Genomic DNA, 21,925 nt, shown 5'->3' with positions numbered 1-21,925 from the left:
TTGCAATCGGAATTAAATTTTAGTTTGCCTTCACCTGCATTATTTGCTTGCTTTTGGCTTGAATCCGGCTGACCTGATGCGTTACCAACATTTGGATTGGGCAACTCAATTTGCAGAAATTTTTCTGAAGGCTTTTGATTTTTACTTTTAATTTCTGAATTTTCCTTTTTTAATCCTTCCTCTGCCAGGGGTTTTGCTATTGTTTTAATTTTAGATACCGGAAGAAAAACCCTTACTGTATCGCTTTGCCCGTTTTCCGTTACTATATATATAAATGTTCTTCCCTCGGTTTCTATAATTGTATTATATTGTACAACCTTGTTGTTGACAGGGGTTGGTTGATTGGCAGAATCGGATTTTTTATGTAAATACATGCCATTGTTTTTAGCAGTTGCTACATTATTACTGTCTGTATTAACTTTTACCGCAGGTAATTGTACTTTTTGCTCAGCCGCTTCTACCGTTTTTTCTTTAATAGATGGAGTATTGACCACATTGGCTAAAATATTGGAAAAAGCATCGGTACTGGTATCTTTTAAGTTTTTTTGAGATGGAGAGGGTAAAGAAGCCATTAAAACCTCCATGGTTTGAAAGTTAAACAATCCCCATCCTTTTTCGCCAAAATCTTTAATTAAATATCCCAGGTCTCTGCCATTTACAGTAAAATTAAAAGTTTGTTCGGCCTTTTCATTTTTTGGGAAACCCAGATGGATTATATATGCGCCATTTTGCAGCTTAGGAATAATAAGGTAACCCGATGAGGATGAACTCAAAAGTTTCGAATTTAATTTCACAAAAAAAGGCTGGTGGTTATCGGTTTGAAAGTAGGCAAAATACTGTTGCTGGGCCAGGGCCAGGGAGGCATTGCCTATCATTATTAACCAAAGAAAAAATTTTTTCATTTAATACAAAGCTAAAGAATAGCCCTAAATTAACTCATTAAGAAACAGAATATCCTTAAAAAACGCCTTTTATAAAAAAATAACTAACTGTTTGCAAATGACCCGTTAGCTTTGGTGCTTTAACTCGAAAAAAAATGAAAAGAATTTTATTATTACTTACACTTGCACTTTCGGTAACCATTAGTTTTGCCCAATTTTCTGAACCTGAAGACACATCATGGAAGAAAATATACCGGGAAACCCATCAAAAATTAAATGACCTTGTTCATACAAAGCTGGAAGTTAAATTTGACTTTGATAAAGCCTGGATGTATGGTAAAGAATGGCTGACGCTTCAACCTCATTTTTATGCTACAGATACGGTTTTACTGGATGCAAAGGGAATGGAAATAAAAGAAGTTGCCCTTGTTGCCGGCTCACAAAAAAAACTATTACAATATAAATATGATGGCCAGCAGTTGAATATAAAACTGGATAAATCCTATACCGGTGGCGAAAAATACACATTGTATTTTGACTACATCAGCAAACCCAATGATTATAAAACCAAGGGAAGCATGGCAATTACTGATGCCAAAGGCCTTTATTTTATTAACCCTACTGGAGAAGACAAAAGCAAACCCACCCAAATTTGGACACAAGGTGAAACAGAAGCCAACAGTGTATGGATGGTTACTATAGATAAACCCAACCAAAAAACCACTGAAGAAATTTATATGACCGTTCCGGCTAAATATACCACACTGAGCAACGGGCTTAAAATAAGCGAAAAGAAAAATACAGACGGCACTCGTACCGATTACTGGAAAATGGACCTGCCACATGCGCCCTATTTATTTTTTATGGGTGTAGGAGAATACAGCGTAATAAAAGATAAACCCTACAAAGGAAAAGAAGTGAGCTATTACGTGGAGCCAACGCAAGCACCTTATGCAAAGGGCGTTTTTGGCAATACCCCAGAAATGATTGCATTTTTTTCGGACAAACTTGGCGTAGATTTTCCCTGGCCAAAATATGCACAAATTGTAGGCAGGGATTATGTAAGCGGCGCCATGGAAAACACTACTGCAACTCTTCACCAGGAAAGCGCTTATCAAAATAACAGGCAATTACTGGATGGCAACCATTGGGAAGAAACCATTGCCCATGAATTATTTCACCAATGGTTTGGCGACCTTGTTACTACTGAAAGCTGGAGCAATATAACGGTAAATGAAAGTTTTGCCAACTACAGCGAGTACTTATGGGATGAATATAAATATGGTAAAGACTTTGCTGATGAACATAATTTTGAAGATATGAGCGGCTACCTAATGAGCGGCAGTAACCACAAAGACCTGGTAAGGTTTTATTACAGCAATAAAGAAGATGTATTTGATGCCGTAAGCTATAACAAAGGTGGAAGAATTTTGCACATGCTGAGAAATTATGTAGGAGATGATGCTTTCTTTAAATCCCTTAATAATTATTTATCTACCAATAAATATAAAACCGGCGAAGCACAACAATTGCGCCTTGCTTTTGAAGAAGTAACGGGTAAAGACCTCAACTGGTTTTTTAACCAATGGTATTATGGCAGCGGCCAACCTAAATTGAAAATAGATTACGATTATAGCAAGCCTGGCGTTGCAACAGTTAAAATATCGCAGGTTCAAAAAGAGGGCAATGCATTTATACTTCCTATTGCAATTGATGTGTATAACGGGCCAAGCAAAGTACGTCACAATGTGTGGGTAAAGAACCTGGTAGATAGTTTTTCTTTTCCCTATACTGTAAAACCTGATTTGATAAATGTTGACGGCGATAAAATATTGCTTGCAGAAAAAGTAGATAATAAATCGGAAAACGAATATAAAGCTCAGTGGATGTATGCAAAAAATTATTTGGACAGGAAAGAAGCGCTTGATTTTTTTGCCAAAAAGAATATGCCCGAAATTGCAAAAGGTTTATATGATAAATATGCAGGCATAAGAACTTATACTATACAAAAATTATCGGGTACACCCTATAAAACCGATAAAGTGGTACTGGAAGAAATGGAACGCATAGCCAAAACCGACTTCAACAAAAAAACAAGGGCTGCTGCTATTAAATTCCTTTCTAAAAATGGCGACGCATCTAATAAGGTAATATTTGAACAGGCAGTAAATGACTCTTCATATTCTGTTGCCGGTGCAGGATTGGCTGCACTTGCCGTTATAGAGCCGGATAATGCCTATGCCCTTGCAAAAAAATTAAGTGGGGATATGCATGGCGCTTTAAGGGATGCCGTTAACAGCCTGCTGTACAGCCAGGGCAAAGAAGATGATTTTGAGGTTGTTGCCGGCAGCTATAATAAAATGGGCTTTAGCTTCGATAAGCTCAATACCACTTCAAAATACGCAGATTACCTTTCAAAACTCAACAATTTAAGTCTTGTAAAAAAAGGTATTGATGACATCGTGGTATTTTTTAATGCAATTCCCGAAGCTTATAAGGACAGGATTACCCCGTTGTTTAAATCTGCCTTTGATAAAATTGTAAAGGCAAAAGGAAAAGATGCAGAAGATTATATAAAAACGGTGTTTAAGTAACTTAAAGAAAAAGGCCTGCAAAATGGCCTTTTTTTATGCCAGTTCAATAACGGTTATTTCGGGCAAAATGCCTACCCTGCCCGGGTAACCTATAAAACCAAAACCACGGTTTACATAGAGCTTTTGGTTTTTATTTTCATACAATCCGGCCCATTGCTTATAAATATATTGCACAGGGCTCCATTTAAAGCCAGGAATTTCCACGCCAAATTGCATACCGTGTGTATGGCCGCTCAGCATTAAATCTATATCGCCGTATTGTGGTATTACTTCTGCATCCCAATGGCTGGGATCGTGGCTCATTAAAATTTTAAAAGGGTATTTTTCTGTATTGGCATAAGCCAAATCCATGCGGCCATGCTTGGGGAAACGGGCTTTATTGCTCCAGTTTTCGATACCAAGCAAAGCAATCTGCTGGCCATTTTTATCCAAAGAAACATGTTCGTTCATCAACAGCCTCCAGCCCAATTGTGCATGTACTTTTTTAAGGTTCTCCAGGTTTTGGCTTTTTGAAATACCATTTATTGGCCATTGAACATAGTCGCCATAGTCGTGGTTGCCCAAGGTGGAATACACGCCCATTGGAGCTTTTAGCCTGCTGAAAACATCTATATATTCCTGCATTTCATCGGCACGGTCGTTAATTAAATCTCCGGTAAAAAGGATGATATCTGCCTGCTGGCTTAAAACTAAATCCACAGCATGTGCAACTGCATTTTTATTGGTAAAGCTGCCGCTGTGTATATCACTGATCTGTACAATTTTAAAACCCTTAAAATTTATGGGCAGGTTGCTGAACTGAAGTTTAATTTTTTTTACCTGGTATTTATATTTATTGGAAAAGCCATAAACCATACTCGAAAACAAAGTGCCACCGGCTGCAAAGCCCATCCAGCTTAAAAAAGCAGAGCGGCTTATTTTATCCCCAACAAAATCGGCAGCCTCCGTATCCTTGAAAAATATTCGTGAAGCCAGCCATTGTATACCCCTTCGTAAATCATCTATTACCAGAAAAACAACTGCACAAAGTTTTGCCAAAAACAAACCCATGATTACGGCAAATAAATAGGTTCGTGTTTTTTTACCCATAAACTGGGCATCGGTATTTACAAATACAATTAACCCAATAATTGAAAGCAAAGAAAAAGCCCAAAAAATGGCATAAATGATAATTTTGGCTTTTGCAGAAACCGGGTTACTTACGGTTTTTAAGCCCTGGAAAATATAAAAATCCACCAAAAGCATTAGAGTAATAATGATGGCAAGGCCGGAAGGAGAACGCATAGCGATTTTAAAAATTTAATGATTCAAAGAACAAAATAAGGCTTTTAAATTTTGCATTTTTGCTCAATTAGGGAAATATTTTTTTTAAAATTGTGCGCTTAACTTTTGATGAAGCAAGCATAAAACCTGTAGCAATTTACAAATAAATACATTTTCTTTTCTTTGGAGTTTTTTTGTAAACCTTTGGCCCAAGCCTGATTTTTGTGAATTTAACCTGTACAAAATGTATTGGGGCTATGCTTTAATCTGCTCCCGAATAGCTAATTTTGCCGCTTAGGCATTGTACCTTATTTTTAAAAAGATAAAGGATAAAGTAAGCTGAAAAATATGCAGCTTTAGTAAATAACATTTACAAAAATAAATTAAGTTTAAATAACGAATGGCAAGAATAATAGGGATAGCCAATCAAAAAGGCGGGGTGGGTAAAACCACCACAGCAATAAACCTGGCGGCAAGTTTTGCCATATTAGAATTTAAAACCTTGCTGGTAGATGCCGATCCACAGGCAAACAGTACCACCGGCGTGGGATTTGATTTGCACAATATTACCAAGAGCTTATATGATTGCATGGTAAACGAGGCCGAAGCAAAAAATGTAATCCTCAAAACTGATATTGCGTACCTGGATTTAATACCATCACATATTGACCTTGTAGGCGCAGAAATAGAAATGATAAACCACCCCAGCAGGGAAATGGTATTGAAACAAATACTTGAACCGGTAAAAGATGATTATGATTTTGTAGTAATTGACTGCTCTCCATCGCTTGGCTTAATTACCGTAAATGCCCTTGTGGCTGCCGATAGTGTTGTAGTGCCGGTACAAACAGAATTTTTTGCATTGGAAGGATTGGGCAAATTGCTCAACACTGTTAAAATTGTACAAAACCGATTAAACACCGGGCTGGAAATTGAAGGCATATTAATGACCATGTACGATGGCAGGCTACGCCTTTGCAACCAGGTAGTAAGCGAAGTGAGACGCCATTTTGAGGATATGGTTTTTAGCAGCATTATACACCGCAATACCAAGCTAAGCGAAGCGCCTAGCGTAGGCAAGCCTGTAATTTTATACGATAGCGACAGCAAAGGCTCTATAAATTATTTAAACCTTGCCAAGGAGATACTGCAAAAAAACAACCTTACAAAAATTAAACAGGAAGACAAAGTTTTACAATAATTAATATACCATAAGGGAAACTGATTTTGAAAAGATGACACAACAAAATAAAAAGAACGATTTGGGAAAAGGCATAAGAAGCCTGCTTCAAAATATTGATACCGATTTAAAGAATACGGCAGGTAGTTTAAATAGCGATGTAATTGAAAAAGCAGCCCACGGCCAGCGTGTGCCACTGGAAAAAATAGAACCCAACCAAAACCAACCCCGAAAAGACTTTGATGATACGGCTTTGAGTGAACTGGCTTCCTCCATTAAAATACACAATATTATTCAGCCACTTACGGTAACTACACTGCCCAATGGCAAGTATAAAATTATTGCAGGCGAAAGAAGGTACCGTGCTGCAAAAATTGCCGGCTTAAAAGATGTGCCTGTTTATATACGGGAAGCCAGCAATAACCAGTTGCTGGAACTGGCGCTTTTGGAAAACCTGCAAAGAGAAAACCTAAATGCCATAGAAATTGCCCTAAGTTACAAACGCATGATGGAAGACCTGGATTATACCCAGGAAAAAGTGGCCGAAAGAATGGGTAAAGAAAGGAGTACGGTTACCAATTATATCCGCCTGCTTAAATTGCCCCCCGATATACAGGTAGCGGTAAGGAACGGCACAATAACCATGGGCCACGCCAAGGCATTGATAAATGTAGATGCCATAGACAAACAACTTTTTATTTTTACCGAAATTAAAAACAGAGCACTAAGCGTAAGGCAAACAGAAGAGTTGGTAAGAAAAATTTATACATCGGACAAAACTGTTAAAAAGGCGGTAAAACCTTCGTTGCCGCCTGCATTTAAAAAAATAGAAGATAATTTAGCTTCGCAATTCAGTACAAAAGTAAAACTTACGCATACGGCAAAAGGTGCAGGCAGCATAAGTTTTGACTATTTTTCTATTGATGAGCTTAATGCTTTATTAGATAAACTGAACGTTAAGGTGAGCTGATGCCACAAAAAATATTTTTTACTTTTATTTTTTTAGCACTTGCAGGTAAGTATTGCCAGGCACAGCAGGATCCCAAAGAATTAGTTTTAGATTCTTCGCAAAAAATAGCTGCACAGCAAAAAATTTCAATTGCCGATACTGCAAAAGCAAAAAAATACAATCCTAAAATTGCCATAGTACGCTCTGCAATAATACCCGGCTGGGGTCAGGCTACTAATAAAAAATACTGGAAAATACCACTGGTTTATGGAGCACTGGGTACCACCACTTACCTTTTTTTTAGAAATGTAAATCAATACAAAGACTCCAGGCAAGCTTATATACTTGCTACTGACAACGACCCATCCAACGACAACCAAATAAAGCAACCTTATTACACCGTACGCAGCCAGCCCGAAAGAATTTTGGCTTTTAGAAATGCCGTAAGGCAAAATGCAGATTATTGTGTGTTGTTTTTTATTGTATTTTGGGGCGTAAATGTGGCCGATGCCGCCGTAGATGCACACCTCAAAACCTTTGATGTAAGCGACGACCTTAGCCTGCAAATAAAGCCTGGCTACAGCCCAATGGCCGGTACCAATGGCATAAGCCTTGTATTAAAGTTGGGGAGGTAGCTATTACCTCAAATTTGGCGTTACTAAAATTTATATCGGTTACATTAATTTCATATTTTTTTTCAGCAATATCTCCGTTTATAAAGTTGCCTATCAGTAAGCAGAAATCATCTTGTAAGCGTCCCCAATCTTCGGCAGTTTGAAATTAGAGAATAATCTTTAATTTTAAAATTGTCAATTATGAAAAGAACAAGATTTACCGAAAGCCAGATAGTGGCTTCAATTAAGAAACAGGAAAGCGGCATACCTGCCAAGGATGTTTGCCGTGAGTTGGGTATTAGCGATGCTACCTTTTACAACTGGAAAGCCAAATATGGCGGCATGGAAACCAGTGATGTAAAGCGCATAAAAGAAATGGAAGCGGAGTTATCGCAGTACAAAAAAATAGTAGCGGAGCTCACTTTCGAGAACCGGGCAATGAAAGGTTTTATCGAAAAAAAGTTATAACGCCTGCTGACAAAAGAGAAGCTGTGTTTCAACTAATAGAAGAAGCACATTGTAGTGTTAGCAAGGCTTGCAAAATCGTGAAGCTACCACGGAGCAGTTTTCAATATACAGCTAAAACAAAAGATGATTCTCAGATAGAGGATGCCCTTGAAGGACTTGTGAAGAAGCATCCGGTTATTGGCTTTTGGCAAAGCTTTTATCGACTGCGCAACCGTGGCTATGGTTGGAATCATAAGCGAGTGAGGCGTGTATATAGGAAAATGAATTTAAACATCAGGCGCAAGCCCAAAAAACGTTTACCGGAAAGGATAAAGCAACCCTTAACACTACCCACAAGTTTTAACCAAATGTGGAGCATAGACTTTATGAATGATAGTTTACAGGATGGCCGAAAAATACGCCTGTTTAATGTATTGGAAGATTTTAACAGGGAATCTCTGGCAATAGAAACTGACACTTCATTGCCTACTCTAAGAGTAATAAGGGTGCTGGAGCGATTGGTACAAGAGCGGGGTTGCCCTGCCAATATCAGGATGGATAACGGTCCTGAATTTATCAGTCATAAATTAGAAGAATGGTGCAGTAAGCGACACATTACACTTCAGTTTATACAACCAGGTCGCCCAATGCAGAATGCTTTTATTGAAAGAAAAACGGGAGCATACGCCGTGAATTATTAAACGCATATATATTTACAACAATGAGAGAAGTAAGGGAACATTGTGAGAAATGGAGGCAGGATTACAACACAGAGAGGCCGCACAAATCCTTACAATATCAATCGCCTCTGATGTTTGCTGAAAAATGGTGCCAATGTTCAAAATATGCACAAAAGCTTTATCCACAAACGGCGAACGGAAATCCTTTTCAAATTGAAGAGAGCCGGTTAGTGGATAAAGTATTAAAAAAACAAAAAGCTGAACAGAAAACTCTAATTTTGGATTGACCGAAAAAAGGGGACGCTTACAGTACAATTTTACTTATTTGATGCAACTTATTTAAGCATTATGCACTGCTTAAACCTGCAAATTTTAACTATGAAATTTCGTAGCACTAAGTTTGCTGTAAATTTTTAAACAACAATGGAGAGCAGGGTTGTAAAATACAACTTATTTAAAAATTTAACATTTTACCACCTTTTTCCTGCTGTTTAAAATAATATTTCGGCAGGTAATGGGCACTGTAAGCTGGCTTATACTACATGATTTTAAAGAAATGCAACCCTCTCTAAATTCCATTTGGCGTTTACCGTTGAAAAAAATATTAATACCTTTAAACCTTTATGCAACTATGTTTAATAGGATATGGCAAAATGGGCAGGGCTATAGAACAAATTGCCCTGGAAAGAGGCCATAAAATAACTCTTGTAATTGATACGCATAACCCGGCAGATTTAAGTAATGAAAATTTACAAAACTGCAATGCGGCCATAGAATTTACGATGCCTCAAAGCGCAGTGCATCATATTAAAACCTGTATAGATGCGGGTATACCGGTTGTGAGTGGCACCACCGGCTGGCTTAGTGAAAAAAAAAATGTAGAAGAATATTGCCGACAAAATAAAGGCACATTTTTATACGCCAGTAATTTTAGCATTGGGGTAAATATTTTTTTTGAACTCAACAAAAAGTTGGCAGCCTTAATGGCAAGCCAGGGCCAATACAATATTACTTTGGAAGAAATACATCATACCGCCAAAAAGGATGCGCCAAGCGGTACGGCCATTACGCTTGCCGAGCAAATTATTCAAAACAACCCTGCTAAAACTAAATGGCTAAACGAAAGTTCAGAAGATAGTTCTACTGTACCCATCATCAGCCAGCGCATTGACCCTGCGCCGGGTACTCACCATGTAAAATACAGCTCTGCAATTGATGATATTGAAATCATACATACTGCTCACAACCGTACCGGATTTGCCTTAGGCGCAGTGCTTGCCGCAGAATTTATTTATGAAAAAAAAGGCATTTTTTCAATGCAGGATGTGCTGCAAATTTTGTAACAGCTGTTTCTAACAGCATGAAATATTTTATGGGCAATGAGCAATAAATGAGCATTAAATAAAAATTGATTTTCTTTTTTTAGCATTTTTATTTTTTAGCACTCGTTAAAATATTTTTTCCAATATACAAAGCGCCTTATGCAAATGGAGAAATTTTATAAATAACAATACCTAAGAACTAACTCAAATAAAAAAGCCGCCCTGAAGGTGCGGCTTAATCAATTTAAAAATAACTATTAAAATGGCAAATCGTCGCTTGCGGGGGTTTCAACGGCTTCCGCCGCTTCGCTACGCACTGCAGGCGCCGGTGCAGCACCGGTGTAAGTAACGTTTCCGGCAGTTGAACCCTGCGTTTCGTTATTACCACCCAATAGCTGGATAGAATGTACACGCATACGCAAAGTTGCTGCAGCCTGCCCTTCTTTATTGGTATAGGCATCTGCTTCGGGGGTTCCTTCGGCATATACGGTTTTACCTTTGGTAAGGTATTGGGCAATTGCGGTACGGTCGGTCCAGTAAGCGCAGTTTACCCAAATAGTGCGCTCCTTAAGATTGCCTTGTGCATCTTTAAATCGTTCGCTGTGCGCTACGTTAAAATTAATAACTGTTTTGCCGTTAATTTCTTTTTGAATGCAATCTGCGCCAAGGTTTCCAATAACCTGTAGTTTAATCATAACTTGTGTTTTTAATGTTTATAATCGATGTATCTAAGTTTATCAAAGTTATGTATGGCCAATGCCATTTATCATTTATGATCTGCTGAATATATGCACATTTTAATCATACTTAAAAATGGCTATTTCTTAAACTAATTCATTTTCTTTTTAAGGGTGCTTACCTGGTCCTGCAACGTGTTTACAATGTTGGCGAGGCTGTTTACATCCCACATAAGTTGCTGCGTAACCTTACTAATAACGGCTTGTGCATGCCAGAGTTCAATAATATCTTCGGTATTTACCTGGTAGGGCTGAAAGCCTGGATTATCGCTCACAAGGGTAATTTTATTTTTTGCCCGGTTGTTTTTAACCAATCGTTTATACACTATGCCTTCGTTTTTGCTTACTACTATATAAGCAAAATTATTTTTTACATCATCCAGAGTATTCAATTTTTCGCCTACAATAATGCTTCCGCTTGGTGTGGGCATCATACTATCGCCAATTATTTCAAAGGCCCGGTAATTGCCGCCAGTGAGCATGGGTAGCGTAAAGGTATTGAGTTCATCAATAAATTCACTATCAGCATAGCCGGTAAGGTAACCTGCGACTGCTTTTACCGGTACAAAGTGGATGAGGTTTCTTTCGGCACTCATCATTTTTTGGTGCCTGCGTTTTTGCAGGTATGCGTTGCCTGATGGCGCTTCGCTTAAATCTTTAAGCAGGAGTTCATCCAGGCTGAGCTTAAAAATATCGGCTACAATTTCCAGCACATCAAGGCGTGGGTCGGCCCTTTCTTCTTCATAAGCGCCAACAAGGGAACGTTTAATATTCAATTTTGCAGCAAATTCTTCCTGCGTCCATCCCCGTAATTTACGGAGGTATTTGAGGTTTAAACCGGCTTTTGACATACCAAACTAATTTGATTAGCACAAATATACTAATTATTTTAGCTTTACAAAATTTATTTTTTTTAATAAAAAACTCCCGCCGTGGCGGGAGCCTTAGTTTCCACTCTTTGCTCCGGGAATATTATTTTAGTTGCCTTTTACCATAAATACGTAATCCTGCAATTTTTTTACCTGGCTTACCCTGTCTAGTCCACGCAATGCATTTGAGCCTTTAAAGTTGATATCTTCATTGCCGGTTATTTTTTTTGCTTCGGCAATTGCTTTGGTAATATTATTGGCCTTGCTGGCAAACACTACGCCATCGGCATTTTTTTCCATGCTGTTAATTACGCCTACCAGGTCGCCGCTTCGGTTTATTACCGGCGAACCGCTGTTGCCTTCATTGGCGGCGGTGCTGAGCTGGCAAAACAGGGAATCCATATTGTAGCCGCTATGTGCGCTGATGTAGCCTTCGCCATATACTACTTCGGCTTTAGGAAAGCCCAGCATAAATACGGTTTCGCCCAAATCGGCGCTTGATTTTTTAATATTATAGGGAAGCACCGGCAATTTTTTAAAGTTGCTGTCGGTAACTTTTATTATGGCAATATCCATTTCTTTATTTACGTAAACGGGAGTTGCGGTAAACTGGTCGCCTTTATTATTTTCTATAATGAGGTTGTTTTTCACTTGCGATACTACGTGGGCATTGGTTACAATATAATTATTGTTAGCGTCAATTAAAAATCCTGTTGCTCTAAACCTTGCATCGAGCCTGGGTTTTACCGGCGTTTTGGAAGCGGTAGTACCGGCTTCCAATTTATTGAGCTTGGTTTCCAACTGGCGGGTTTTACTTTCCTGGCTATTGAGTTTTTCTACAAGGGGTTTTAAATTGGTATCGCTGCCATTGTTGCTTACCGAGGAAACAACCGATGCAATAAAGATGGATACCAGCCCGGCAATTGAAGCTGCTACGGCTATGGTACGTTTATATTTGCCCCAGAGTTGCAGCACTTTTGCTTTACCTGCCGTTGAACCTTTGGTAATAAAACCTTCGATTAATAATTTAGATTCTACTTCGTGGAGAGCGTTTTTAAAATTTTTTGCTTTGCTGTGTTTTTGGATTTCGTTCATAAAAAACAGGTATTCCACCACAGCCTGGTCCAGTTCGGGGTTGTTTTTTCTCAGGTCTTCAAAATAGGTTTTTTCCTGGACACTCATTTCCCCGTTGGCAAAGCGTTCAACAGCATCAATTAATAAAGTATCTTCCATTACGGTGTTAATTTATATTGGGCAAAAAACAGTTTTTTCAATCTCACTAAGCATTTATATTTCTGCGTTTTGGCATTATCGGCATTGGTGTATCCAAAAGAACCTGCTATTTCGTTCATATTTTTCTTATGGATATAATAGGCTTCCAGCAAACTTTTACAGGGCTCCCCTACTTTTGCTAAAGCGGCTTCCATAAGGTTAAAATCATTTTGCTTTTTCTCATGGTTTTCCACATCGTCTTCAACAGGTATGGTTTCTTCCAGGCTGTCGGATGAGGTTGTGTATCTGGCTTGTTTTTGCAATTTTTTGAGCCAAATCCTCCTGCTTACCGAGTAAATAAAGGTTTTTATTTGGCAATGAAGCTCAAAATCCTCCAATTTTGCCTTTTCAAACAGTACAATCATTGCTTCCTGGAAAATATCTGCAGCGTCGTCTATAGTTCCGTTGTTATTGATTACCAGGTTTTTAATCATGTTATAATTATCCCGGTAAATTTGTTCTATAGCCTGCTTATCTTCCCCGGCCAGTCCTTTAAGTAATAATTTTTCCTGTTCTAATGTGTTCACCTATGTGTTGTTTAATACTAATTATACCAAAAAGTAACCCAAAAAAGCCCTGAAAAAAAATTTTTAAATACTTGGGTTACCTTTTATGCAATGTGGTAATTAATGTGAAATTATAATTTTCAATTAAACAAAAATCAACAATGAAAAAGTTTTTAGCAATTGCTCTTATCGCTGCTACTTTTGTAGCTTGTAACGAAGGTGAAAAAAAGGTTGAAGACGCTGTAAATACAGCTGATTCTGCTGCTAGCGCTGTAGTTGACTCTGCTGCTGCTACTGTAAACGCCGTAACTGATTCTGCTGCTGCAACTGTAAACGCAGTAGTTGATACAGCTAAAGCTGCCGTTACTGATTCTTCTAAAAAATAAGAGCAGATAACTCATTATTTCGGGTTTTGCCCCCGAAATTGAAATATTTAGGCAATCAATCGAATAGACCGTCTCGTTTTACGAGGCGGTTTATTTTTTTTGGCCGTTTTGCATATAAATTTTTAAAAAACAGTAGTGTTAAAATAACCGGCGAGCAACCTTAAAATCCATATTGATAAAATTATCAATATAATTACAACTAAAATTAAGATGAGCGCTATTACTAGTAAATAAGGCTTTGCACTGCCAGCATGTTTTCCCTGGGTATAATGCTCTTGCAATAATTGCACATTTCGCTTATTGGCTTTAAATACAAAATCAAAAACCCAACCGAGTAATGGTAAGGCGCCTACTAAAGCATCAAGGGTAATATTGCCCAGCATTTTCATTACCAGCTTTCCGGATGCGCCATGCTTAATTATGGTAATGAGCAGTACCGATGAAATTATATATGCGGCCAAATCCCCGGCAACAGGTATTAAGTTAAGAATAGGATCGAGGCCGAATTTAAATTTACCAACAGTAAATTCTTCATCCATCAATTTACTCACCCGTTTTATTAATGCCAGGCGATTGGCAGCGCCGTCATTATCCAACTGTGTATCTATTTTACCCGACATGCTGGCGCTAATATTTTTTGATTAAAACAATTTGGGAGGATAGATACCCGAGGCAATTAATGCTTCAATACTTTTTTTAACTCCGGGTGCATCATCTTTATAAGTTACGCCAAACCATTGGGACGAGGTAGGTATTACTTTTATTTTTCCGCCTTCGTTTTTAATAAAATGATCGGCAACTATGGGAATAAAAAATTCAGCCTTGGGATTATCCATATTTTCTTTGGGGAAATGGGCAAATAATTTTGCAATAGTTTCAAAAACCTGTGGATGAAAACACCAGAAGTTCATGGAAACGCTGGAGTTTTCGGCTACTTCAACCAATGTTTCGCCATCCTCATATACTATTATTCCATTCTGCCGGTAAATTTTAGTGCGCTCGTTTATTTCTACAAGGTTGTTCCCGTCATCTACACTGCATACGCCACGGCTTACCATGCCATGCTCACTAAGTGTATTACTTAACCTGTAGCCAATTATTGCATATGTATTTTCATTTATTGGGCCTGTTAAAAAATTAAAAGCTTTTGTAAACGCATCATTGCCATAAAAGTCATCGGCATTTATTACGGCAAAAGGTTCATTTACGGCGTCTTTGGCGCAAAGCATGGCATGTGCCGTTCCCCAGGGTTTGGTTCGGCCTTCGGGCAAATATTGTGCTTCTACAAAAGAATCCATTTCCTGGAAAACATATTCTACCGTTATTTTGTGTTTTAGCTTATCGCCAAACTGCGCTTTAAAACTTTCCTGAAAATCTTTACGGATAATAAACACAACTTTGCCAAAACCAGCTTGAATGGCATCATAAATTGAATAATCCATAATGGTTTCTGCATTGGGGCCAAAACCCTCGGTTTGTTTCATGCTACCATACCGGCTTGCCATACCTGCCGCAAGAATTAATAATGTAGGTTTCATTTATTGCTGCTAAATGTTTTAATTTAATGAAATTTGCCCAGCAAAAGTAAGCAAAGCTTTATAATGACAAAAGATTTTGGAAATATTGAATGTACGGAAATTGCCTGGCCTTCTTTTGCCCAAAAAGGGATAAGCCTGTTTATGGCAAGGCTGGATAAAATACATCCTGTGGTTTCGGGCAATAAACTATACAAACTCTATTATTTTATTAAAGAAACTATTGAGACAGATCACAAGACCATCTTAACTTTTGGCGGGCCTTATTCTAATCACCTTGTGGCAACGGCCTATGCCTGCAGGCAAAATAATTTAACATCTATTGGTATTGTAAGGGGCAAAAATCCAGTTCAACTTTCAGCCACTCTATTGGATTGTGTACAGTATGGTATGGAGTTAATTTTTGCCTCAAGGAAAGAATATAAGGATGATGCTTTTCTCAAAAAAATATCTTCAGTAAAAAACGGGCAATTTACTTTGGTGCCCGAAGGTGGATTTTCCCAAACCGGCGCAAAAGGCGCTGCACTTATAGTTGCTTCATTTCAACATTTGCACCCAACTCATATTTGCACAGCCGTGGGCACGGCAACCACACTTGCCGGAATAATAAATAATATTTTGCCTGGGCAACAGGTAATTGCCGTTCCGGCTTTAAAAAACATGGTGGATATACCCGAAAGGATTTATACATTAACCGGAAAAAATAATTTTGATAACTTAACTGTTTTAGGCGATTATCATTTTGGTGGCTATGCAAAAAAAAATAATGAACTCCTGGATTTTATGAACAACTTTTTTTCTGCTACATCCGTACCGCTGGATTTTGTTTATACGGCCAAAATGATGTATGCACTCATAAAAAATATTGAAAATAATTATTTTGCACCGGGCAGCAGGATTGTGTGCCTGCACACCGGAGGGCTGCAAGGCAACAGGTCGTTACTTAAAGGAACCTTAAATTACGGCTAAGGAAAGTTGCTATTTAAAATTTGATTTATTTTCATGCCAGTATATTTGTAACCTATTCAAAATTTGCGGGCTATTTTTTGAAATATAATTATGAAGAAACCTTTTTTATTCCTTCTGGTTCTTTTCTCCTGCTGCATTTCATTTGCACAAAAAACTTTGCCAGGCATAAGTGTATCCAATATTGGTGGAAAAATAATTGTAAGCTGGAAAAATGAATACTCAGATTCCGTAGTAACCCTTAATATACAACGCTCCTATGATAGCTTACAAAATTATACCACTATAGGCTCGGTACTTAACCCAACCAGTATTGAAAACGGGTACACCGATCAAAACCCTCCTTACCCAAAAATGTATTACCGTGTATTTATAGCATTTGTCGGTGGAAAGTATATTATTTCGAAACCCGTAAGGCCGTTTAAAGAAATTATTAAAGATACTACCGGTGAGCGCTATGCCTGGCAGGCTGATCAAATTGCCGATACAGCAGAACAAATTCATTTACCGCCAGTAAAAAATGATATACCTGTTGAAAACAACAAACTACCGGCAGAGCCGGAATTTGTGTATCCCAGTAAGCGGATTTTTACATCTAAAATGAGCAGCATCGTAATACAATTACCAAGCGCCGCAAACAAAAATTATCATGTAAAAATTTATGATGACACCGAAAAACAGGTGCTTGAACTTAATAAATTAAAAGAAGATTTTTTGATACTGGACAAAATGAACTTTACGCATTCCGGCTGGTATAGTTATGAATTGTTTGACGCAAACAAACTCATTGAAAAAGGCCGTTTTTTTGTTTCTAAAGACATCAAGAAAAAAAACAAGTAAAAAAAAACATTTTTAAAACCTAAGGTACAACGTTAATATACTTCAACTGACGTACGAAGAAACCATAGCATACTTATATAAACGGCTGCCCATGTTTAGCCATGCCGGCAGTAGCGCACTTAAAAAAGGATTAGCTAATATTATAAAGCTTTGTGAAGAATTGGGCAACCCCCAAAATAAATTTAAAAGCATCCACATTGCCGGCACAAATGGAAAAGGCAGCAGCAGCAATATGCTAGCGGCTATTATGCAACAAAGCGGTTATAAAACCGGGCTTTACAGCTCTCCGCATTTATTTGATTTTGGCGAAAGAATAAGGGTGAATGGCCAAATGGTTAACCCGCAATTTGTGATTGATTTTACCCAAAAAACCCAAAGTATTTGTGATGCCATAGAACCTTCTTTTTTTGAGCTAACTGTGGCAATGGCTTTTGAATATTTTGCCCAGGAAAAAGTAGATATTGCCATAATTGAAACCGGCCTTGGAGGCAGGCTGGACAGCACCAATATTATTATACCCATCCTTAGTATTATTACTAATATTGGTTTTGACCACATGCAAATATTGGGTAATAGCTTAACAGAAATAGCAGGTGAAAAAGCAGGAATAATTAAGCAAAACATACCTGTAGTTATTGGCAATTATAATGATGAATCCAAAAGGGTATTTAAGCAAAAATCCCTTGAAATGAACGCCCCGTTAGTTTATGCAACTACTCATTTCAAACTTATTTATGCAAAAACAACAGTTGACAAATTACATTGCAGCATTTTAAACATTCCGGCAAATAAAACTTTGCAAATAATTACAGACCTTGCCGGCATTTACCAGGCCCAAAATATTTGTACCGTACTTACTGCAATTGAATGCTTAAAAAAAACAGGTTACGTTATTGAGGATACAATTGTAAGCGAAAGTTTACGGCAAATTAAAAAAATTACCGGGCTGCGTGGCAGGTGGGATTTGTTACAAACCAGGCCAGATGTAATAATTGATGTGGGCCATAATGAAGATGGCATTAAAAATATTGTTGCACAACTCGGCTCACAATACCCCAATGCCCGGCAACACTTTGTAATTGGCTTTGCCAAAGACAAAGACCTGAACAGGTTACTGGACCTTTTTCCAAAAAATGCACTGTATTATTTTACCAATGCCCATTTGCCAAGGGCATTACCTCATACTGCATTAAAAAAACTTGCAGCAGAAAAACATGTACACGGCAATAGCTACGACCATGTAGATGAAGCCATTAATCATGCATTGGCAAATGCAAATGAAAGCGATGTGGTTATGGTTTGCGGAAGTTTTTTTGTAATTGCAGAAACCACTTGCTTTAAAAATAGCTAAGCAATTTTTTTAAAATTCCTGGTTAATTTTTATCTAAAAACTTAAATGCATAAAACATACAAAGTGCATGCATACTTTGTACAATTTTATTTTCTGCCAGCATTTGCCGGGCTTTGCCTAAAGGCTCTGCAATAATATTTATTTCTTCATTATCGTCTAATAATTGTGCCGAGGTTTTTACACCGCCGGTTGCCAGGAACATATAGGTGTAATTATTCAATAAGCCAGGATTGGCAGCTGTGGTTCCCAATAAAATTATTTCCTTAAATGTATAACCGGTTTCTTCCTGCAATTCCCGGGCAATGCCTGCTTCCGGCGTTTCAGCTTTTTCAATAAAGCCTCCGGGTAATTCTAAAATTTTTTTATTTATTGCATGCCGGTATTGCTCTGCAAATAACACTTCATTGTTATCCGTTATACACATAGCACAAGCGCTCTGCGGCAGTTCCACTACAAAATAGGGATCTACCCTTTTGCCATTTTCTGTAATATAAGCATCTTTACGTGCCGTAAAATATTGGTGCCTGATGAAATACTCCGAAGAAATTGTTTTCATTATATTTTTTAATTGGTGATTATAACATACGCTTAAGAAATTTAGCTTTTTTAAGCGTTAACTTTGCAAGGTTACTATATTATAAATTTAAATATCTCTAATGAAATCAAATTTATTTTTTTTAATAACTGCCTTTGCACTATTAACCGTTGCCGGATGTGTAAGTACAAAACAACATAAATCTTTACAGGCAAGTTATGCGCTGTTGCAAAAAGATTTTGCGGCAAGCCAGATGGATGCACAGCAATGCAAATCTGATTTGGCCAGCGCCCAAACCCGTATTGCTTCTTTAAATGAATTGATACAATCGGAGCGCAATAATGTGGCCGCTTTACAATCGGCATTGGACAAATGCCTTGCCTCATCTACCCAGGGAAATGTAAATATTTCCAAACTGGTAGATGAGATAAATTCTGCAAATGCATATATCAAGCATTTGGTAAATGTAAAAAACACCAATGATTCTTTAAACCTTGTACTCACCAGCAATCTTACCCGATCTTTGAGCAGGGATGAATTAAAAGATGTGGATGTACAGGTGCTGAAAGGAGTAGTTTATATTTCTTTAGCAGATAATATGCTTTACAAATCGGGCAGTTACGAAATTTCGGAAAAAGCAAATGCTTCACTGGCAAAAATTGCAAAAATTTTGCAGGACTATAAGGATTTTGAAGTGTTGGTGGAAGGCAATACGGATGATGTGCCTATTAACCGCCCCAACATACGCAACAACTGGGATTTAAGCGCCCTTAGAGCATCATCGGTTGTACAGGCACTACAAGTGCAATTTGGTGTAGATCCCAAGCGCATGACTGCCGGTGGCCGTGGTGAATTTAATCCCATAGTAAGCAACAGTACGCCAGAAGGGAAAACAAGAAACAGGAGAACGCAATTGATAATAACGCCAAAACTCGACCAGTTTATGGAGTTGATTGATAAGGCGCCAGAAGGAGGAAAAGGGAAATAAATTTTTTTATAAAGGGTTGAAAATTTCAACCCTTTATTTATTCAATTCATCTTACACTTTTATTTGCAGCCCACAGATTTGCCGCAGGGTTTTTGCAATGGCATTGGCATCAATACCAATTTCGTTGTAGAGTTCTTTGGGCGTACCGTGTTCTACCAAACGATCAGGAATGCCCATAATTTTTACATCGGCCTTATAGCCTTGTTGGTTCATAAATTCCAATATTGCCGAGCCAAAACCGCCTACTACAGTTCCATCTTCGATGGTAATTATTTTATTGTACTTACTAAAAACTTCGTGCAACATTTCTTCATCCAAAGGTTTGGCAAATCGCATATCGAAATGAGCAGGGTTTAAACCATCTGCCTTTACATCCCTTATTGCTGATGCTGCAAAATTACCAGGGTGGCCAAAGCTAAGCACGGCAACTTCTTCACCATCTTTTACTTTTCTACCTTTACCAATCTTTATTTCTTCAAAGGGTGTTTTCCAATCTGTCATCACGCCTTCTCCCCTTGGATAGCGGATTACAAAGGGCAATTTGGTAGATTCCAATTGGGCCGTGTACATTAAATTACGCAATTCTTTTTCGTTCATTGGAGCGCTTACCACCATATTGGGAATGCAACGCATATACGCAATATCGTAACAACCATGGTGCGTTGGCCCATCTTCGCCTACCAGGCCGGCACGGTCTAAGCAAAAGATAACCGGCAATTTTTGAATGGCCACATCATGTATTACCATATCGTAGGCCCGTTGCATAAAAGAAGAATAGATATTGCAATACACCCTCATGCCTTGTGTTGCCAGCCCAGCGCTAAGTGTTACGGCATGTTGCTCGCAAATGCCCACATCAAAAGCCCTGTGCGGCATTTTTTCCATCATAAATTTTAATGAAGAACCGCTGGGCATTGCCGGGGTAATTCCCAAAATATTAATATTTTTTTCGGCCAGCTCAATAATGGTATGCCCAAATACATCCTGGTATTTTGGAGGTTGCGGCACATCAAAAGTTTTCTTTTTTATTTCGCCGGTAATTTTATCAAACAAGCCCGGTGCATGCCATTTTGTTTGGTCTTTTTCAGCTAAATCATACCCTTTTCCTTTTACGGTTTTAATATGTAAAATTTTGGGCCCTGGAATTTTTTTAAGGTCGCTGAGTGTTTCTACCAGCTTGTTTACATTATGGCCGTCTATAGGACCAAAGTAGCGAAGTTTTAATGCTTCAAAAAGGTTGCTGCTCTTGCTCACAAAACCTTTGAGGCTGGCTTCAAGTTTTGCGGCTACATCACGGGAAAAAGATTTTCCTACGGGCAATTTTCCCAATGCCTTCCATACATTATCTCTTAGTTCGTTGTAAGTATGCGAAGTGGTAATATCGGTTAAATATTCTTTTAGTGCACCTACATTGGGGTCAATGCTCATACAATTATCGTTGAGGATAATGAGCAGGTTACTGTTTTCGATACCGGCATGGTTCATGGCTTCAAATGCAAGGCCGGCCGTCATGGCGCCATCACCAATTACGGCTATATGCTGTCGGTCTTTTTCGCCTTTGTAATGGCTGGCCATAGCCATGCCCAAGGCAGCGGAAATAGATGTAGAGGAATGGCCAACACCAAAGGTATCGTATTCGCTTTCGCTTCTTTTGGGGAAACCGCTTAAGCCTTTATATTTTCTATTGCTTGCAAAATTATCCCGTCTTCCCGTAAGTATTTTATGACCATAAGCCTGGTGACCAACATCCCAAACCAATTGATCGTAAGGTGTATTAAAAACAAAATGCAGGGCAACAGAAAGCTCTACCACGCCAAGGCTTGCGCCAAAATGGCCGCCGTAAACACTCACCACATCAATAATATATTGGCGCAATTCATCAGTAAGTTGCGGCAACTGGTCTTTATGCAATTTTTTTAAATCTGCAGGAGCATTAACCTGAGCTAAAAGTGAACCGGGTTTAATATCCATTTTGGGTTAAAAAATTAATAGGCAAAGATACAATTTTTG

Annotated in this window: 20 protein-coding genes and 1 pseudogene (1 of these 21 only partly in view); 11 read left to right on the top strand and 10 right to left on the bottom strand. The window is 38.3% G+C overall.

The genetic code is table 11. The features are described 5' to 3' along the window. A protein-coding gene (locus IPO46_10720) for a hypothetical protein (GenBank protein ID QQS62560.1) crosses the window boundary here: on the bottom strand, positions 1 to 902 show its 5' portion. 286 nt of this gene lie to the left of the window's left edge; only the first 902 of its 1,188 coding nucleotides appear in the window; its start codon is at positions 900 to 902; its stop codon lies beyond the left edge, outside the window. A 134-nt stretch (positions 903 to 1,036) separates the two neighbouring features. Here IPO46_10720 and IPO46_10715 point away from each other — a divergent pair, with 134 nt between their 5' ends. Then, the gene (locus tag IPO46_10715; GenBank protein ID QQS62559.1) at positions 1,037 to 3,475 is read left to right on the top strand and encodes a M1 family metallopeptidase; all 2,439 of its coding nucleotides are present in this window, start codon (positions 1,037 to 1,039) and stop codon (positions 3,473 to 3,475) included. A gap of 33 nt (positions 3,476 to 3,508) precedes the next feature. On the opposite strand, the gene IPO46_10710 is transcribed toward IPO46_10715, so the two are convergent. Beyond that, complete coding sequence (locus IPO46_10710; protein QQS62558.1) at positions 3,509 to 4,759, bottom strand: metallophosphoesterase; 1,251 nt, start codon at positions 4,757 to 4,759, stop codon at positions 3,509 to 3,511. Positions 4,760 to 5,138: 379 nt separating this feature from the next. Here IPO46_10710 and IPO46_10705 point away from each other — a divergent pair, with 379 nt between their 5' ends. The 5 genes and pseudogenes from IPO46_10705 (at position 5,139) to dapB (ending at position 9,951) form a co-directional block, all read left to right on the top strand. Then, positions 5,139 to 5,939 carry a ParA family protein gene (locus IPO46_10705; GenBank protein ID QQS62557.1) on the top strand — a complete coding sequence of 267 codons (801 nt, stop codon included), beginning with the start codon at positions 5,139 to 5,141 and terminating at the stop codon, positions 5,937 to 5,939. A 34-nt stretch (positions 5,940 to 5,973) separates the two neighbouring features. Further along, positions 5,974 to 6,888: a ParB/RepB/Spo0J family partition protein gene (locus tag IPO46_10700; GenBank protein ID QQS62556.1), complete on the top strand. Its 915-nt coding sequence runs from the start codon at positions 5,974 to 5,976 to the stop codon at positions 6,886 to 6,888. Next, positions 6,888 to 7,502 (top strand): hypothetical protein, encoded by a 615-nt coding sequence (locus IPO46_10695; protein ID QQS62555.1) that lies wholly within the window; start codon positions 6,888 to 6,890, stop codon positions 7,500 to 7,502. The genes IPO46_10700 and IPO46_10695 overlap by 1 nt, the downstream gene beginning before the upstream one ends. A 180-nt stretch (positions 7,503 to 7,682) precedes the next feature. Next, positions 7,683 to 8,754: pseudogene (locus IPO46_10690) on the top strand (IS3 family transposase). Between the two features lie 477 nt (positions 8,755 to 9,231). Further along, the gene (gene dapB / locus IPO46_10685) at positions 9,232 to 9,951 is read left to right on the top strand and encodes a 4-hydroxy-tetrahydrodipicolinate reductase (GenBank protein QQS62554.1); all 720 of its coding nucleotides are present in this window, start codon (positions 9,232 to 9,234) and stop codon (positions 9,949 to 9,951) included. A 236-nt stretch (positions 9,952 to 10,187) separates the two neighbouring features. Here the strand turns inward: dapB and ssb are convergent, their stop codons facing one another. The 4 genes from ssb to IPO46_10665 form a co-directional block, all read right to left on the bottom strand. Further along, complete coding sequence (gene ssb, locus IPO46_10680) at positions 10,188 to 10,625, bottom strand: single-stranded DNA-binding protein (GenBank protein QQS62553.1); 438 nt, start codon at positions 10,623 to 10,625, stop codon at positions 10,188 to 10,190. A 134-nt stretch (positions 10,626 to 10,759) separates the two neighbouring features. Beyond that, positions 10,760 to 11,518: a LexA family transcriptional regulator gene (locus tag IPO46_10675; protein ID QQS62552.1), complete on the bottom strand. Its 759-nt coding sequence runs from the start codon at positions 11,516 to 11,518 to the stop codon at positions 10,760 to 10,762. Positions 11,519 to 11,644: 126 nt separating this feature from the next. Further along, the gene (locus IPO46_10670) at positions 11,645 to 12,769 is read right to left on the bottom strand and encodes a trypsin-like peptidase domain-containing protein (GenBank protein QQS62551.1); all 1,125 of its coding nucleotides are present in this window, start codon (positions 12,767 to 12,769) and stop codon (positions 11,645 to 11,647) included. Then, positions 12,769 to 13,242 (bottom strand): sigma-70 family RNA polymerase sigma factor, encoded by a 474-nt coding sequence (locus IPO46_10665; protein QQS64389.1) that lies wholly within the window; start codon positions 13,240 to 13,242, stop codon positions 12,769 to 12,771. Before IPO46_10665 ends, IPO46_10670 begins: the two co-directional genes overlap by 1 nt. Positions 13,243 to 13,475: 233 nt before the next feature. Between IPO46_10665 and IPO46_10660 the strand changes: the two genes are divergently transcribed. Beyond that, positions 13,476 to 13,700 carry a hypothetical protein gene (locus tag IPO46_10660; protein ID QQS62550.1) on the top strand — a complete coding sequence of 75 codons (225 nt, stop codon included), beginning with the start codon at positions 13,476 to 13,478 and terminating at the stop codon, positions 13,698 to 13,700. Between the two features lie 122 nt (positions 13,701 to 13,822). On the opposite strand, the gene IPO46_10655 is transcribed toward IPO46_10660, so the two are convergent. Both IPO46_10655 and IPO46_10650 read right to left on the bottom strand, forming a co-directional pair. Next, entirely contained in the window at positions 13,823 to 14,320 is a 498-nt protein-coding gene (locus IPO46_10655) for a DUF4112 domain-containing protein (GenBank protein QQS62549.1), read from the bottom strand. Positions 14,321 to 14,341: 21 nt separating this feature from the next. Continuing rightward, positions 14,342 to 15,238, bottom strand: a complete 897-nt coding sequence (locus IPO46_10650; GenBank protein ID QQS62548.1) for a nucleotidyltransferase — start codon at positions 15,236 to 15,238, stop codon at positions 14,342 to 14,344. Positions 15,239 to 15,301: 63 nt separating this feature from the next. Here IPO46_10650 and IPO46_10645 point away from each other — a divergent pair, with 63 nt between their 5' ends. From IPO46_10645 to IPO46_10635, 3 genes are all read left to right on the top strand, one after another. Continuing rightward, entirely contained in the window at positions 15,302 to 16,204 is a 903-nt protein-coding gene (locus IPO46_10645; protein ID QQS62547.1) for a pyridoxal-phosphate dependent enzyme, read from the top strand. Between the two features lie 90 nt (positions 16,205 to 16,294). Then, positions 16,295 to 17,041 carry a hypothetical protein gene (locus IPO46_10640; protein ID QQS62546.1) on the top strand — a complete coding sequence of 249 codons (747 nt, stop codon included), beginning with the start codon at positions 16,295 to 16,297 and terminating at the stop codon, positions 17,039 to 17,041. A gap of 46 nt (positions 17,042 to 17,087) precedes the next feature. Further along, positions 17,088 to 18,392, top strand: coding sequence for a bifunctional folylpolyglutamate synthase/dihydrofolate synthase (locus IPO46_10635; protein ID QQS64388.1), 1,305 nt, complete (start codon positions 17,088 to 17,090; stop codon positions 18,390 to 18,392). Between the two features lie 22 nt (positions 18,393 to 18,414). Here the strand turns inward: IPO46_10635 and IPO46_10630 are convergent, their stop codons facing one another. Beyond that, positions 18,415 to 18,948 (bottom strand): NUDIX hydrolase, encoded by a 534-nt coding sequence (locus IPO46_10630; protein QQS62545.1) that lies wholly within the window; start codon positions 18,946 to 18,948, stop codon positions 18,415 to 18,417. A 100-nt stretch (positions 18,949 to 19,048) separates the two neighbouring features. On the opposite strand from IPO46_10630, the gene IPO46_10625 reads away from it, so the two are divergent. Continuing rightward, positions 19,049 to 19,915, top strand: a complete 867-nt coding sequence (locus IPO46_10625) for an OmpA family protein (GenBank protein QQS62544.1) — start codon at positions 19,049 to 19,051, stop codon at positions 19,913 to 19,915. Between the two features lie 51 nt (positions 19,916 to 19,966). On the opposite strand, the gene IPO46_10620 is transcribed toward IPO46_10625, so the two are convergent. Continuing rightward, complete coding sequence (locus IPO46_10620; GenBank protein QQS62543.1) at positions 19,967 to 21,886, bottom strand: 1-deoxy-D-xylulose-5-phosphate synthase; 1,920 nt, start codon at positions 21,884 to 21,886, stop codon at positions 19,967 to 19,969. Positions 21,887 to 21,925: the final 39 nt, after the last annotated feature.

Source organism: Chitinophagaceae bacterium, from assembly GCA_016699815.1.
Classification (GTDB): Bacteria; Bacteroidota; Bacteroidia; order Chitinophagales; family Chitinophagaceae; genus Ferruginibacter.
The sequence above is the reverse complement of the archived record's forward strand: the minus strand, read 5'-3'. Positions and strand labels throughout refer to the sequence as shown.